13 protein-coding genes are annotated in these 13,286 nt (G+C 72.1%); 8 read left to right on the top strand and 5 right to left on the bottom strand.

Annotated elements, in window-relative coordinates; translation table 11 throughout:
- Positions 1–11 precede the first annotated feature (11 nt).
- From AB0C38_RS25625 to AB0C38_RS25615, 3 genes are read left to right on the top strand one after another with little or no spacing between them, the layout of a single operon-like run.
- Positions 12–1,064, top strand: coding sequence for a thiamine ABC transporter substrate-binding protein (locus AB0C38_RS25625; protein ID WP_360677684.1), 1,053 nt, complete (start codon positions 12–14; stop codon positions 1,062–1,064).
- Positions 1,065–1,108: 44 nt separating this feature from the next.
- The gene (locus AB0C38_RS25620; RefSeq protein ID WP_360677959.1) at positions 1,109–2,671 is read left to right on the top strand and encodes an iron ABC transporter permease; all 1,563 of its coding nucleotides are present in this window, start codon (positions 1,109–1,111) and stop codon (positions 2,669–2,671) included.
- Positions 2,671–3,684 carry an ABC transporter ATP-binding protein gene (locus AB0C38_RS25615; protein WP_360677682.1) on the top strand — a complete coding sequence of 338 codons (1,014 nt, stop codon included), beginning with the start codon at positions 2,671–2,673 and terminating at the stop codon, positions 3,682–3,684. Before AB0C38_RS25620 ends, AB0C38_RS25615 begins: the two co-directional genes overlap by 1 nt.
- A gap of 43 nt (positions 3,685–3,727) precedes the next feature.
- Here AB0C38_RS25615 and AB0C38_RS25610 read toward each other — a convergent pair whose 3' ends face one another.
- Genes AB0C38_RS25610 through AB0C38_RS25600 form a run of 3 tightly spaced genes read right to left on the bottom strand, consistent with a single transcriptional unit; the run spans position 3,728 to position 6,677 of the window.
- Positions 3,728–4,606, bottom strand: a complete 879-nt coding sequence (locus AB0C38_RS25610) for an ABC transporter permease subunit (protein ID WP_360677680.1) — start codon at positions 4,604–4,606, stop codon at positions 3,728–3,730.
- Positions 4,603–5,589, bottom strand: a complete 987-nt coding sequence (locus AB0C38_RS25605; protein ID WP_360677678.1) for an ABC transporter ATP-binding protein — start codon at positions 5,587–5,589, stop codon at positions 4,603–4,605. The genes AB0C38_RS25610 and AB0C38_RS25605 overlap by 4 nt, the downstream gene beginning before the upstream one ends.
- Positions 5,586–6,677 (bottom strand): outer membrane lipoprotein carrier protein LolA, encoded by a 1,092-nt coding sequence (locus tag AB0C38_RS25600; protein ID WP_360677676.1) that lies wholly within the window; start codon positions 6,675–6,677, stop codon positions 5,586–5,588. Before AB0C38_RS25600 ends, AB0C38_RS25605 begins: the two co-directional genes overlap by 4 nt.
- Positions 6,678–6,824: 147 nt before the next feature.
- Between AB0C38_RS25600 and AB0C38_RS25595 the strand changes: the two genes are divergently transcribed.
- The 3 genes from AB0C38_RS25595 to AB0C38_RS25585 all read left to right on the top strand — a co-directional run bounded on the left by AB0C38_RS25595 (position 6,825) and on the right by AB0C38_RS25585 (position 9,476).
- Complete coding sequence (locus AB0C38_RS25595) at positions 6,825–7,541, top strand: response regulator transcription factor (protein ID WP_360677674.1); 717 nt, start codon at positions 6,825–6,827, stop codon at positions 7,539–7,541.
- A complete protein-coding gene (locus AB0C38_RS25590; protein WP_360677672.1) occupies positions 7,538–8,857 on the top strand; it encodes an ATP-binding protein in 1,320 nt (439 codons plus the stop codon). Before AB0C38_RS25595 ends, AB0C38_RS25590 begins: the two co-directional genes overlap by 4 nt.
- Before the next feature lie 229 nt (positions 8,858–9,086).
- The gene (locus tag AB0C38_RS25585) at positions 9,087–9,476 is read left to right on the top strand and encodes an NUDIX domain-containing protein (RefSeq protein ID WP_360677670.1); all 390 of its coding nucleotides are present in this window, start codon (positions 9,087–9,089) and stop codon (positions 9,474–9,476) included.
- 7 nt (positions 9,477–9,483) lie between these two features.
- On the opposite strand, the gene trpS is transcribed toward AB0C38_RS25585, so the two are convergent.
- Complete coding sequence (trpS, locus tag AB0C38_RS25580; RefSeq protein ID WP_360677668.1) at positions 9,484–10,449, bottom strand: tryptophan--tRNA ligase; 966 nt, start codon at positions 10,447–10,449, stop codon at positions 9,484–9,486.
- Between the two features lie 214 nt (positions 10,450–10,663).
- On the opposite strand from trpS, the gene AB0C38_RS25575 reads away from it, so the two are divergent.
- Complete coding sequence (locus AB0C38_RS25575) at positions 10,664–10,963, top strand: YciI family protein (RefSeq protein ID WP_360677666.1); 300 nt, start codon at positions 10,664–10,666, stop codon at positions 10,961–10,963.
- A 3-nt stretch (positions 10,964–10,966) separates the two neighbouring features.
- Here AB0C38_RS25575 and AB0C38_RS25570 read toward each other — a convergent pair whose 3' ends face one another.
- Positions 10,967–11,116 carry a hypothetical protein gene (locus AB0C38_RS25570; RefSeq protein WP_360677664.1) on the bottom strand — a complete coding sequence of 50 codons (150 nt, stop codon included), beginning with the start codon at positions 11,114–11,116 and terminating at the stop codon, positions 10,967–10,969.
- Positions 11,117–11,307: 191 nt separating this feature from the next.
- On the opposite strand from AB0C38_RS25570, the gene typA reads away from it, so the two are divergent.
- Entirely contained in the window at positions 11,308–13,233 is a 1,926-nt protein-coding gene (gene typA, locus AB0C38_RS25565; protein ID WP_360677662.1) for a translational GTPase TypA, read from the top strand.
- Positions 13,234–13,286 lie beyond the last annotated feature (53 nt).

Genomic DNA, 13,286 nt, shown 5'->3' with positions numbered 1-13,286 from the left:
AGGAGGGGTAGATGAAACGCAGGGCTGTGCGCGCCGCGACGGCCATCGCCGTCGTCAGCGCCGTCGCCGCGGGGTGCTCGCTGTCGGACGGTGACGGTGGCCCGCAGCAGACGCCCACCGTCACCCTCGTGACGCACGACTCCTTCCTGGCGCCGCAGGAGGTGCTCGACGCCTTCCAGAAGCAGTCGGGCATCAAGGTCTCCGTGCTCAAGCAGGGCGACGCCGGTTCGCTGACCAACAAGCTCGTGCTGACGAAGGCCAACCCGATCGGCGACGTCGCGTACGGCGTCGACTCGACCTTCGCGTCGCGCGCGCTCAAGGAAGGCGTCTTCGAGCCCTACACCAGCCCGGAGGCCGACCGCGGGCCGCAGCGCTACGCCGTCGACCCCGAGCACCGGCTCTCCGCGGTCGACGTCGGTGATGTCTGCGTCAACGTCGACACGAACTACTTCACGGCGAAGGGCATCCCGGCACCGGCGTCGTACGAAGACCTCGCCGACCCGAAGTACAAGGACCTGCTGGTCGCCGAGGACCCGGCGACGGCGTCGCCCGGGCTGGCGTTCCTCCTCGGCACCGTCGCGAAGTACGGCGAGGCCGGCTGGAAGGACTACTGGACGAAGCTGAAGGCCAACGGGCTCAAGGTGGTCAGCGGCTGGGAAGAGGCCTACACCAAGGACTTCTCCGGTTCCTCCGGCAAGGGGCCGCGGCCGATCGTCGTCTCGTACGCCTCTTCGCCGGCCGCGGAGGTCGGTGACGACGGCAAGCCGCGGACCAAGGCGCTGCTCGACACCTGCTACCGGCAGGTCGAGTACGCCGGCGTGCTGGCGAACGGCAAGCAGGCCGAGAACGCGCGCAAGGTCGTCGACTTCCTGCTCTCGCAGCAGTTCCAGGCGACGGTGGCGGCCAACATGTACGTCTACCCGGCGCGCCAGGGCGTCGACCTGCCGACGGGCTGGGCGCAGGTCGCGCCGCTGCCGCAGAAGCCGCAGGCGCTGACGGCGGACCAGGTCCAGGCCGGACGCGAGAAGTGGATCGGCGAATGGCGCACGCTCGTGCAGTCGTAGCCCCACCGCGGACCGCCCGCGGACTCGGCCTGGCGCTGCTCGGGCTGGCCCCGATCGGGTTCCTGGTGGTGTTCTTCGCCTGGCCGGTGCTGGCGATCATCGGCCGCGGGTTCGCCGCGGGCGGGCTCGACACCGTCCTCGGCGACGCGCGGACCTGGCAGCTGGCCGGGTTCACCGTGGCGAGCGCGGCCGCGTCGACGCTGGTCGCGGTGCTGGCCGGGCTGCCGGTGGCGTTCCTGCTGTCCCGGGTGAAGCTGCCCGGGGTCGGCCTCGCGCGGACCCTGGTGCTCGTGCCGTTCGTGCTGCCGACCGTCGTCGTCGGCCTGGCTTTCCGCGCCCTCTGGCCGGACGGCGGCGTGCTGCCGATCGTGCTGGCCAACGCGTTCTTCAACGTCGCCGTCGTCGCGCGGACCGTCGCCGGGCTGTGGGCGCGGCTCGATTCGCGGACGACCGACGCCGCCCGCGCGCTGGGCGCGTCGCCGTGGCGGGCGTTCCGCTCGGTGACGCTGCCGGCGCTGGCGCCCGCGATCGCGTCCGCCGCGGCCGTCGTGTTCCTGTTCTGCGCCACCAGCTTCGGCGTCGTGCTGATCCTCGGCGGCGCGAAGTACCGGACGCTGGAGACCGAGATCTACCTGCGGACCGTCGACCTCCTCGATCTCTCGGGCGCGGCGGCACTTTCGCTGATCCAGTTCGCGGCCGTGGTCGCCGCGCTCGTCCTCGGCGGGCTGGCGCGGCGGCGCAAGGACGGCGCCCGGATCGGTGCCGCGAATCCCCGGCGTCCCCGCGGCGGCGAGTGGTCCGTGGTCGGCGCCGCGGGCGTCGTGCTGGCGCTTCTGCTGACGCCGATCGTCGCGCTGCTCGTCGAATCGGTGTCCACTTCGGGCGGCTGGAGTTTCGCCGGTTATCGAGCGTTAACCAGTACCGGTGAGAAAGGTGCGCTGCAGGTGTCCGGCTGGGACGCCGCGCTCAACTCGCTGAAGGTCGCCGTCGACGCGACGCTGCTCGCGATGGTCGTCGGCGTGCTCGCGTCCGTCGTGCTCGTGGCGTTGCGTCGGTCGCCTGCGAAAGCCGCGCGTGGGCTCGGCGAGACCATGGACGCCGTGCTGATGCTGCCGCTCGGGGTGTCCGCAGTGACCGTCGGGTTCGGCTACCTGGTGACGCTCGACGCGCTGCCCGGCGACCTCCGGACGTCGCCCTACCTGGTGCCGCTGGCCCAGGCGCTGGTGATCATCCCGCTGATCGTGCGGATGGTGCTGCCGGTGCTGCGCTCGGTCGACGTCCGGCTGCGGCAAGCCGCGTCGACGCTTGGGGCGAGCCCGCTGCGGGTGTGGCGGGAGATCGACCTGCCGCTGACGCTGCGCCCGCTGGTCGCGGCCGCCGGGTTCGGGTTCGTCGTGGCGCTCGGCGAGTTCGGCGCGACGAGCTTCCTGGCGCGGCCGACGTCGCCGACGCTGCCGGTCGCGATCGCGTCGCTGATGGGACGTCCGGGGGAGCTGAACAACCAGATGGCGTACGCCGCGTGCGCGCTGCTGATGCTCGTGACGGTGCTGGCGGTCGCGCTGATCGACCGGCTCGGGGCCGCGCGCGGCCGGGTGGGAGAGTTCTGATGGCGCTGTCGGTGCGGGACCTGACCGTCCACTACGGATCGTTCGCGGCGGTGCGCGACGCGCGGCTCGACATCGCCGACGGCGAGGTGCTGGCGTTGCTCGGCCCGTCGGGGTCGGGGAAGTCGACGCTGCTGCGCGCGATCACCGGCCTCGAGCCGTCGGCGCGCGGCGCGGTGAGCTGGGACGGCGACGACCTCGGCGCGGTGCCGGTGCACCGGCGCGGCTTCGGGCTGGTGTTCCAGGACGGCCAGCTGTTCGGCCACCGCGACGTCGCCGCGAACATCGCGTTCGGCCTGCGGATGCACGGCGTACCCCGTGAGCAGTGGGCCCCGCGCGTCGCCGAGCTGCTGGAGCTGGTGGGCCTCGCCGGCTTCGAACGACGGCGCGTGACCGAGCTGTCCGGTGGGCAGGCCCAGCGGGTGGCGCTGGCCCGGGCGCTCGCGCCGAAGCCGCGGCTGCTGCTGCTCGACGAGCCACTGTCCGGCCTGGACGCCGGGTTGCGCGAGCAGCTGGCCATCGACCTGGCGGACCTGTTGCGGCGCAGCAAGATCACGGCGTTGCTGGTGACGCACGACCAGGAGGAGGCGTTCACCCTGGCCGACCGGGTCGCGGTGCTCGACGCCGGTGAGGTCCGCCAAGAGGGGGCGGTCCGGCGCGTGTGGCGCAACCCGGCGGACGACGACGTGGCCCGATTCCTCGGCGTGACGACGTTCACGGACGGCGTCGCGGCAGGCGGGGTGGTGCACACGCCGCTGGGTGACGTCGCGCTCCCGGACGTTGGCGACGGCCCGGTGCGGCTGGGGTTGCGGCCGCACGCGTTGCGGGTGGCGGACGAAGGCGCGCCGGGTGAGGTGGTCGCCGCGGTGCACCGACGCGAGCACGTCCGGCTCGTGGTGAAGCTCAAGGAGTCCACTGTGGACGCGGTCGCCCCGGCGGCGTCGGACCTGCGGGCCGGGGACGCGGTGCACCTCACGCTCGACCCTGACGGTATTGCGGTGCTCGGCCGGTCGTGAGTGAGAAACAGGGTTAGAACACTGTTTCTCACTCACGACATCTTTAGCCGTCGCGGGTGGACAGTCGTGCGTAGGCCAGCGAGAGCCCGATCACGATGTAGCAAGCCGCCCGCAAAGCGCCCTCGCCGAGCATCTGCGCGCCCATCGGGTCCTGCAGCACCTCCGCTGGGGCCACCGACCAGTTCTGCGTCAGCAGGAACGGGTGCAGCCAGTCCAGGGACGTCAGGAACCCGAGGATGGTGAACACGATGTCGGCCGCCAGTACCGACGCCACCACCAGCATCGGGTGCTCGGTCCAGCTGGAGATCGCCAGCGCCACCGCGCCGACCGCCCACAGCTGGAGCACCACCCAGCCCGCCATCAGCAGGATCCGGGCCAGCGCGCCGCCCAGGGACAACGTCGTGCCGGACAGCGTGAACAGCGAGTCCGTGCCGTTGATGACCAGCCCGGTCACCACGCCGGTGACGCACATCGCCAGCACCGAGACCACCGACACCGTCGCGACGCCGAACGCCTTCACCGCCAGCAGCCGGCCGCGGCCGACCGGGGCGATCAGCCAGCCGCGCAGCGTGCCGTGGGCCGTCTCGCCGGCGATCGCGTCGGCGCCCGCCATGGCCGAGGCCAGCGGCAGGAGCAGGGCCAGCGACATCACGACCGCCGCGATCGGGAGCACGAACGCGTTGTTGACCGCCGAGGCCAGCAGCGCGCCGCCGCCGTCGTCCGGGCCGCCGCCACCGGACGGGTTGTCGTCGACCAGCGTCAGGCCGATGCCGATGATCACCGGGATCAGCGCCAGGAGCCCGAGCACCGCCAACGTCCGCGGCCGCCGGAAGATCCAGCGCAGCTCCGCGGCCAGCAAGCGGGTCAGCGGCACCGTGTCGTGGCCCGTGCGGGCCGCCGGTGCTTCCAGGACGGCCGTCATCCCGATCCCTCCACAGTGGACTCCGTCAGCCGGGCGAACAGGTCTTCCAGCCCGGTGCGGGCCCGTGTCGCCTCGTGGACCGCGACCCCCGCGCCCACCAGGACCTGCAGCACCCGCGGCGCTTCCGCCGCCGTGAGGTCGGCCCGGACGCCGTCCGGCGTGAGCCGGGCGCCGATCCGGTTCTCCCGCAGCACCTCCAGCGCCTGTTCCGCGTCCGGCGTGCGGACCAGCAGGGCCGCGTTCCCGGACTCGAGCAGCTCGGTCAGCTCGCCTTGCGCGACGACGTTGCCGGCCTGCAGCACGGCGACGTGCGTGCACGTCGCCTCCACCTCGGCCAGCAGGTGCGACGACACGAGCACGGTGACCCCGGCGGCGTGCAGCTCGGCGACGATCCTGCGGATCTCCCTGGTACCCGCAGGATCGAGGCCGTTGGTCGGCTCGTCGAGCACGACCATCTTCCGCGGCACGAGCAACGCCGAAGCGAGCCCGAGCCGCTGCTTCATGCCGAGCGAATAGCCCTTGTACCGCCGGCGCGCGGCGACGGTCAGCCCGACGCGCTCGAGCGCCGAGTCCACCGCCGTCGGAATCCCGGACGACGCCAGCCGCGGTTCGGCGGCGGCGAAGCGCAGCAGGTTGTCGCGCCCGGACAGGAACGGGTGGAAGCCCGGCCCCTCGACCAGCGCGCCGACGTCCGGCAGCGCGTGCGCGGCGGCGTCCGGCATCTTGCGGCCGAGCAGCTCGACCTCGCCCTCGGTCGGCCGGACCAGGCCGAGCAGCATCCGGATGGTGGTCGTCTTGCCCGAGCCGTTCGGCCCGAGCATCCCGACGACCGCGCCCTCCGGGATGTCGAGGTCGACGTGGTCCACGGCGACGGTGCTGCCGTAGACCTTGCGCAGCCCCCGGGTGCGCGCGGCCAGGGGAACCGCCGGGGCGGACGTCTCCGAAGAGACGTCCGCCCCGGACTCCACAGTGGTGCTGGTCACTTCTGGCCCAGCGCCTCGTAGAGGACCTGCTCCGGCACCGCACCGGCGGCGAACCGGCCGTCGTCGGTCAGCACCGCGGTGCCCACCTTCGTGGTGACGAGGTAGCCGCTGCCCCAGGTGCCGTTGACCTTCTTGGCGAACCGCTCGAGCAGCGCCTTCGGGTCGGCGTTGTTGCCCTTGCGCTCACCGGAGGCCTTCGGCGCGGCGTTCAGCGCGTCCGCCGGGACCTTGCCCGTGACGACGGTGTCCCAGCCATCGCCGACGACCTTGACGTCGTCCTTCGCCTGCTCGGCGAGGGCCTTGTCCTTCGGGTCCACGGTCGGCGTCTTCTCCTGCACCTTGGCGCCCTTCGGCGGGGTGAAGGTGAAGAGGTCGGCAGGCTGCTGGGTGAACTGGATCTCGCTGAACGCGACCTCGAGCGCCGGCGTCGACGTGCCGTTGCTGAGCACCGACACCCGCAGCGGCATCCGCGTCTGCGAGTCGACCGCGACGCGGATCTCGCGCAGCAGCGTCCGCTCGCTCGGCTTCGGCGTCAGGACCAGCTCGTAGGCCGGGCGGTCGGCGACGGTCGCGGTGCCGTCGACCGACACCGTGCTGCTCTCGCGGACCTTCGCCAGCAGTTCGGTGGTCGTCGCGACCGGGTCGGGCGTCTTCTCGCTGCCCGCGCCCTTCTGCTTGGCCACGTCCGCCGGGATGGTCACCTTGGTCGCTGTGTTGGTCTTGGAGCTGTAGTCCCAGACGGTCGTGCCGTCGTGGACCACGGTCTCCTGGCTGGCGCCCTGCGTGGCGGCCAGGCGGCTCTTGCCCGCGCCGTCGCTGAAGATGTGCGCCGAGTCGATGTTGAGCGCCGACGCCCCCGGCAGCGCGTTCCCCACCGACGGCAGCCCCAGGTCGTTGCTGACCTTGACCGTGCCGTCGAACGCGCCCGGCTTCGCCTTCACGACCGACTGGACCAGGTCCTCGGCGCTCACCTGCGGCAGCGCCGGCTTGTCGTCGGCGCTGGCCGGCATCGCGATGAACGCGAGCCCGCCCGCACCGAGCGCGGTGCCGACGACCGCGGCGGTGATGCCCTTCGTCTTCGGTTTCATGCGTCTCTCCCTGTGGTGTCCCGGGCTCGAGTGTGCCCGGCTCCCTGGCCACGACGCTTCCCTCTCGAGGCTGAGATACCCCTGAAGGTTCTCCCTCTCCGGCTGAGATCGTGCTGAGAGATCCCACGGGACCTGCGCAAACGCGCCATGATGAACTTCGTGAAACCTCGGGTGCTGGTGGTCGACGACGAACCGGGCGTGCGCAAGGCACTGCAACGCGGGCTGCGTGCGGAGGGGATGGACGTGGTCACCGCCGCGGACGGCCCCACCGGGCTGCAGCTGGCGAGCACCGGCTCGTTCGACGTCGTGCTGCTCGACATCATGCTGCCGGGCCTGTCCGGCTACCGCGTGCTGGAGCGGCTGCGCAAGGACGGCGTCATGACGCCGGTGCTGCTCGTCTCGGCCAAGGACGGCGAGGTCGACCAGGCCGACGGCCTCGACCTCGGCGCCGACGGCTACCTCGTCAAGCCGTTCTCCTTCGTGGTGCTGGTCGCGCAGGTCCGCGCGACCCTGCGCCGCGCCGGGCCGGAGGCCGGCCGGGGGACGCTGCGGCTCGGCGCGCTGGCGGTCGACCGCGGGCTGCGGCAGGTGCACTGGAACGGCGAGGAGGTCGGCCTGAGCCCGCGCGAGTTCGCGCTGCTCGAGGTGCTCGTCGGCCGGGCCGGCACGGTCGTCACGAAGGACGAGCTGCTGCGCGCGGTCTGGGGCGAGGAGCAGGCCGTGACGCGCAACCTCGTCGAGGTGTACGTCGGGTACGTGCGGCGCAAGCTCGACGCCGTCGGCGCCGGCGCGTTGCTGCGAACCGTGCGCGGGCACGGCTACCTGGCCTCCGACGCGCAGCTCGACGAGGTCATCACCCCGTGATCTCGTGGTGGCGGGGCCGGTCCCTGCAGGTCCGGATCACCGTGCTGGCCGCGACGATCACCCTGGGCTGCCTGCTCGGGCTGGCCGCGCTGGCGGCGGCGAAGCTGTCGCCGCTGCTCATCGACTCGGTCGACCGCGAGCTGACGGGCGCGCTCGGCCCGGCCGGCGCCGAGGTGAGCGCCGGGCGGCCGCTGTCGGGTGCGGCGCCGGTGACGCTGCGGGTGCTGGACATCGCGGGTGCGCCTGTGGACGGCGGTACCCCGACCGGCCTTACGTTGTACGACGTCTCGACGCTCAAGGCGGGGCAGCCGGTGCAGCGCGACGGCGCGCGGTACCTCGGGACGGTCGTCAGCGCGCCGGACGGGGCGCAACGGCTGGTCGTGGCCGGCGCCGGCCTGGTCGGGTTCTCCGCCGCGGTGCACTACGGCGGGGTGTGGCTGGTGGTCGTCGCGTCGGTCGGGGCGCTGGTGGCGGGGCTGGCGACGTGGCTGGTGGTGCGGCTGTCGCTGCGGCCGGTGGCGCGCATGCGGGGCTCGGTGCGCGCGCTGCCGCCGGGGGCGCGGCTGGCGCTGCCGGACTCGCACGACGAGCTGCGCGCGCTGGCGGAGGAGTTCAACGCGCTGCTGGAGCGGCAGGAGCAGGCCAGCGACCGGCTCCGGCGCTTCACCGGCGACGCGGCGCACGAGCTGCGGTCGCCGGTCGCGTCGATCCGGGTGCAGGCCGAGGTGGCCGTGACGAACCCGGATCCGGAGCTGTCGCAGGAGACGCTGTCGGACATCTTGACGGAGGCCGAGCGGCTTTCGTCGCTGCTGGACGGCCTGCTGTCGCTGGCCCGCTCGGACGCGGGGGAGGTGCCGCCCGCGTCGCCGGTCGAGCTGGTCAGCGAGGTGCGCGCGGCCGTCGCGCGGCTCCCGGCGGGGTCGCCGGAGACACGGGTGAGCAACGCGGTCGCGCAGGCCTGGGCGTCGTCCGCGCACGCCGAGGTGGAGCTGGTGCTGGACAACCTGCTGCGCAACGCGTGTCGCTACGCGCGCGGCGAGATCGTGGTGTCGGTGCTGGCGTCGCGCTCGTCGGTCCGGGTAGTGGTCGACGACGACGGCCCGGGCATCGCGCCGGAGCACCGCGAGAAGGTGTTCGACCGGTTCTACCGGATCGCGGACGACCGGGCGCGGTCGTCGGGCGGGACGGGCCTGGGGCTCGCGATGGTGGCGGAGACGGTGCGCCGGCGCGGCGGCCGGGTCCAGGTGGGCGAGTCCCCGGACGGCGGCGCGCGGTTCGTGGTCGTCTGGCGCGCGGCCGAGGGCGGCGAGATGTGACCGGAGGGTCGGCTCGCGTGCTTGGAGGGTCGGTTCGCGTGTCTGGAGGGTCGGCTCGCGTGCCTAGACGGTCGGCTCGCGTGCTTGGAGGGTCGGCTCGCGTGCCTGGAGGGTCGGCTCGCGTACTTGGAGGGTCGGTTCGTGTGTCTGGAGGGTCGGCACGCGTGATTGGCGGGTCGACACGGCGGGGCCGCGGGAGGCCCGCGGCTTCCGGGTAGATTCCGGGGCTGTGAACGGTGTGATCGTGGGTGCCGCCCTGGTGCGGGACGGCAAGCTGCTCGCCCAGCAGCGGGCCTGGCCGCCCGGGCACGCGGGGCAGTGGGAGCTGCCCGGCGGCCGGGTCGAGGAAGGCGAGTCCGAAGCCTTCGCCCTGGCGCGCGAGTGCAGCGAGGAGCTCGACGTCGTCATCGAGGTCGGGCGGCGCGTCGGGGAAGACGTCCCGCTGCCCGGCGAGAAGGTCCTTCGCATCTACGCCGCGAAGCTCGTTTCGCCGGGCGAAGAGCCGCGCGCGGTGGAGCACCTGGCCGTCCGGTGGCTCGGGCCCGACGACCTCGGCGACGTCGACTGGCTGCCCGCCGACCGCCTGCTGCTCCCCGCCTTCCGCGCGCTGCTCTCCTAACCCCGGTTCAACAGGCGCCGATCATCCGCAACGCCGCGTCGACCCGGTGCGAGCCGCGCTCCCGGGCGCGTTCCGCACCCGCTTTGCGGACCCGGTCCAGCTCCGCGACGTCCTCGAGCAGCGTTAACGCTCGTTCACGCAGCGGACGCAGCTCCTCGATCACGGCGTCGGCGACGGCGTCCTTCACCGCTCCGTACGACGAGAACTCGTCGGCCAGGTCGGCCGGCGAGCCGCCCCGGCAGGCGGCCAGGATCTCCAGCAGGTTCGCCATCCCCGGGCGGGTGTCCGGGGCGTGCACCGGCACCGTCCCGCCGTCGGTGACCGCGCGGCGGACCTTGCGGCGGATCTGGTCGGGCTCGTCGAGCACGAACACCACGCCCACCGCGTCCCGCGCCGACTTCGACATCTTGCGCGTCGGGTCGGCGAGGTCCTTGACGCGCGCTCCCGCCGGCGGGAGCACCGCCCGGGGGATGGTGAACACCTCGCCGTAGGTGCCGTTGAACCGCTTCGCCAGCGTCCGCGTCAGTTCGACGTGCTGGCGCTGGTCTTCGCCGACCGGCACCTCGTCCGCACCCTGCAGCAGGATGTCCGCGGCCATCAGCGCCGGGTAGGTCAGCAGCGACAGCCGCACCCCGGCCTGGCCCTTGGACTTCTCCTTGAACTGGATCATCCGCGCGGCCTCGCCGTAGTTGCAGGTGCACTCCAGGACCCAGGTCAGCGCGCCCAGCTCGCGGGCCAGGTCGGACTGGACGAACACCCGCTCGGGGTCGATCCCGGCGGCGATCAGCACGGCGAGCTGCTCGCTCGCCAAGGATCGGAGTTTCGCCGGGTTGTGCGGGGTCGTCATGCCGTGCAGGTCGGCGACGAAGTACAGGTCGTCCGCGCCGCCCTCACGAGCCCAGCGGCGCACCGCACCGAGGTAGTTGCCGAGGTGGACGTGCCCGGAGGGCGTGATGCCGGACAGCTTGCTCATGGGTCTTCCTTCCGAGGTGGGACCACCCCGGAGAAGGCACGAAAAAGGCCGCCCGTCCGGGGCGGCCGCTGAGGTTCAGCGCAGGATCAGTGGGCCGCCGAGGGCGGCCACCAGCTGGAGGTCTGCGCGTGCATGGGCCGAGCATAGCCGAGAACCGTCACCACTCGGTATCGCCCGGGCGCGGGAGCGGGCCGGCGGAGTTACGGTCGTAACCATGTATGTCGTCCTGCTGAACTACACGGCCCCCATCGAGGAGATCGACTACGCGCTCCCGGACCACGTCGAATGGCTGAACAAGCAGTACGAACACGGCCACTTCCTGGCGTCCGGGCGGCGGAACCCGCGCATCGGCGGCGTCATCATCACGCGCCCGATGAACCGCGGGAAGCTGGACGCGATCCTGGCGTCCGACCCGTTCTCGGTGAAGCACCTCGCGAAGTACGAGGTCATCGAGTTCTCGCCGACCAAGACCGCCCCGGAGCTGCGGTTGCTCAACGAAGCGGTGCCGCACTGAGAGCTAGGCGGCGAGGTCCTGCTTGGCCTTCTTGAGGGCCAGCACCGGGCACTTCTTGCAGCGCGGCTTCGACCGGCAGCACTTCTTCTTGACCTTGCCGGCCTTCATCAGCTTGCGCACGACCTTTCGCGGATCGGCCGGCTTCTTGCCCACGCGCACGCTCCTCGGATCGGCGACTTCACCGGGTTTCCACGTTAGGTCAGCCTAACCGTCATGGGGGCGTGGGGCCGCTCACAATGGGGTGGCAGGTATCCTGGGTGAGGTCCGCGTGTGACCAAAGCCGGTCACGGGATGCCTGATGGGCTTACGCGGCCATCCAACCCTTGAAGTTCAGGAGTTCTCGCGTGCCCGCAGCCAGCGCTACCGTCGAAACCGGCCGGCCGACCGGTAAGACCCGGCCCGACCTGCGCAACGTCGCGATCGTCGCCCACGTCGACCACGGCAAGACGACCCTCGTCGACGCGATGCTGCGCCAGTCCGGCGCCTTCGCCGAGCGCGCCGAGCTCGTGGACCGGGTGATGGACTCGGGCGAGCTCGAGCGCGAAAAGGGCATCACGATCCTCGCGAAGAACACCTCGATCCACCGCCAGACGCCCGAGGGCTCCGTGACGATCAACGTCATCGACACCCCCGGCCACGCCGACTTCGGCGGCGAGGTCGAGCGCGGCCTGGCCATGGTCGACGGCGTCGTCCTGCTGGTCGACGCCAGTGAGGGCCCGCTCCCGCAGACCCGCTTCGTGCTGCGCAAGACCCTCGAGGCCCGCCTCCCGGTGATCCTGCTGGTCAACAAGACCGACCGGCCGGACGCCCGGATCTCCGAGGTCGTCGAGGAGACCCACGACCTGCTGCTCGAGCTGGCCAGCGACATCGAGGACGCCGACCACGACGCGATCCTCGACCTCCCGGTCGTCTACGCCTCCGCGCGCGCCGGCAAGGCGAGCCTGGAGCAGCCCGCCGACGGCGAGATCCCCGAGAGCGAGAGCCTCGACCCGCTGTTCGACACGCTGCTCCGGCACGTGCCGCCGCCCGCCGCCGACCTCGACGCGCCGCTGCAGGCGCTGGTCACCAACCTCGACGCGTCGAACTTCCTCGGCCGCATCGCGCTGATCCGCATCCACGCCGGCAAGCTCCGCAAGGGCCAGACCGTGGCCTGGATGCGCGAAGACGGCACGGTGCAGAACGTCCGCATCTCCGAGCTGCTGGTCACCGAGGCGCTCACCCGCGTCCCGGCGACCGAGGCCAGCGCGGGCGAGCTCGTCGCCATCGCCGGCATCCCGGAGATCACGATCGGCGACACCCTCGCCGACTCCGAGAACCCGGTGGCGCTGCCCCGGATCACCGTCGACGAGCCCGCGATCTCGATGACCATCGGTGTGAACACCTCGCCGCTGGCCGGGCGCAACGGCGGCGACAAGGTCACCGCGCGGCTGGTCAAGGCCCGCCTCGACCAGGAGCTGATCGGCAACGTCTCGATCCGCGTGCTGCCGACCGAGCGCCCCGACACCTGGGAGGTCCAGGGCCGTGGCGAGCTGGCGCTGGCGATCCTCGTCGAGCAGATGCGCCGCGAGGGCTTCGAGCTGACCGTCGGCAAGCCGCAGGTCGTCACCCGGATCATCGACGGCAAGGTGCACGAGCCGTTCGAGCGCCTGTCGATCGACTCGCCGGAGGAGCACCTCGGCTCGATCACCCAGCTGCTCGCCTCGCGCAAGGGCCGCATGGAGCACATGGGCGGGCACGGCTCCGGCCGGCTCAAGCTCGACTACGTCCTCCCGGCGCGCGGCCTGATCGGCTTCCGCACCGACTTCCTCACCGAGACCCGCGGCACCGGCATCGCGAACCACGTGTTCGAGGGCTACTTCCCGTGGGCGGGCGAGATCCGCACCCGGCACAGCGGCTCCCTGGTCGCCGACCGCACCGGCCCGGTCACCGCGTACGCGATGATCCAGCTGGCCGACCGCGGCACCTTCTTCGTCGAGCCGGGCGCCGACGTGTACGCGGGCATGGTCGTGGGCGAGAACCCGCGCTTCGAGGACCTCGACATCAACATCACCAAGGAGAAGAAGCTGACCAACATGCGTCAGTCCTCCGCCGACGTGATGGAGACGCTGGCCCGCCCGCGCAAGATGGGCCTGGAAGAGGCGCTGGAGTTCTGCTCGGTCGACGAGTGCGTCGAGGTCGCGCCGGAGGTCGTCCGGGTCCGCAAGGTCACCCTGGACGTCAACACCCGCGCGAAGGAGCGTTCGCGCGCGAAGAGCCGCGACAACGGCTGATCCCGAATACCGCGTAAAAGCCTCCCGGCGTATCACGCCGGGAGGTTTTTGCA

Source organism: Amycolatopsis sp. NPDC048633, assembly GCF_040650695.1.
Classification (GTDB): domain Bacteria; phylum Actinomycetota; class Actinomycetes; order Mycobacteriales; family Pseudonocardiaceae; genus Amycolatopsis.
Note: the sequence above shows the minus strand (reverse complement) of the source record. Positions and strands in the feature narration are given on the sequence as shown.

What these genes read in the sequence shown, in the direction of transcription:
- AB0C38_RS25615 (WP_360677682.1), top strand. Translation starts at nt 2,671, where the DNA reads ATGGCGCTGTCGGTGCGGGACCTGACCGTCCACTACGGATCGTTCGCG.
- AB0C38_RS25610 (WP_360677680.1), bottom strand. Translation starts at nt 4,606, where the DNA reads ATGACGGCCGTCCTGGAAGCACCGGCGGCCCGCACGGGCCACGACACG.
- AB0C38_RS25575 (WP_360677666.1), top strand. Translation starts at nt 10,664, where the DNA reads ATGTATGTCGTCCTGCTGAACTACACGGCCCCCATCGAGGAGATCGAC.
- AB0C38_RS25625 (WP_360677684.1), top strand. Translation starts at nt 12, where the DNA reads ATGAAACGCAGGGCTGTGCGCGCCGCGACGGCCATCGCCGTCGTCAGC.
- AB0C38_RS25600 (WP_360677676.1), bottom strand. Translation starts at nt 6,677, where the DNA reads ATGAAACCGAAGACGAAGGGCATCACCGCCGCGGTCGTCGGCACCGCG.
- trpS (WP_360677668.1), bottom strand. Translation starts at nt 10,449, where the DNA reads ATGAGCAAGCTGTCCGGCATCACGCCCTCCGGGCACGTCCACCTCGGC.
- AB0C38_RS25595 (WP_360677674.1), top strand. Translation starts at nt 6,825, where the DNA reads ATGATGAACTTCGTGAAACCTCGGGTGCTGGTGGTCGACGACGAACCG.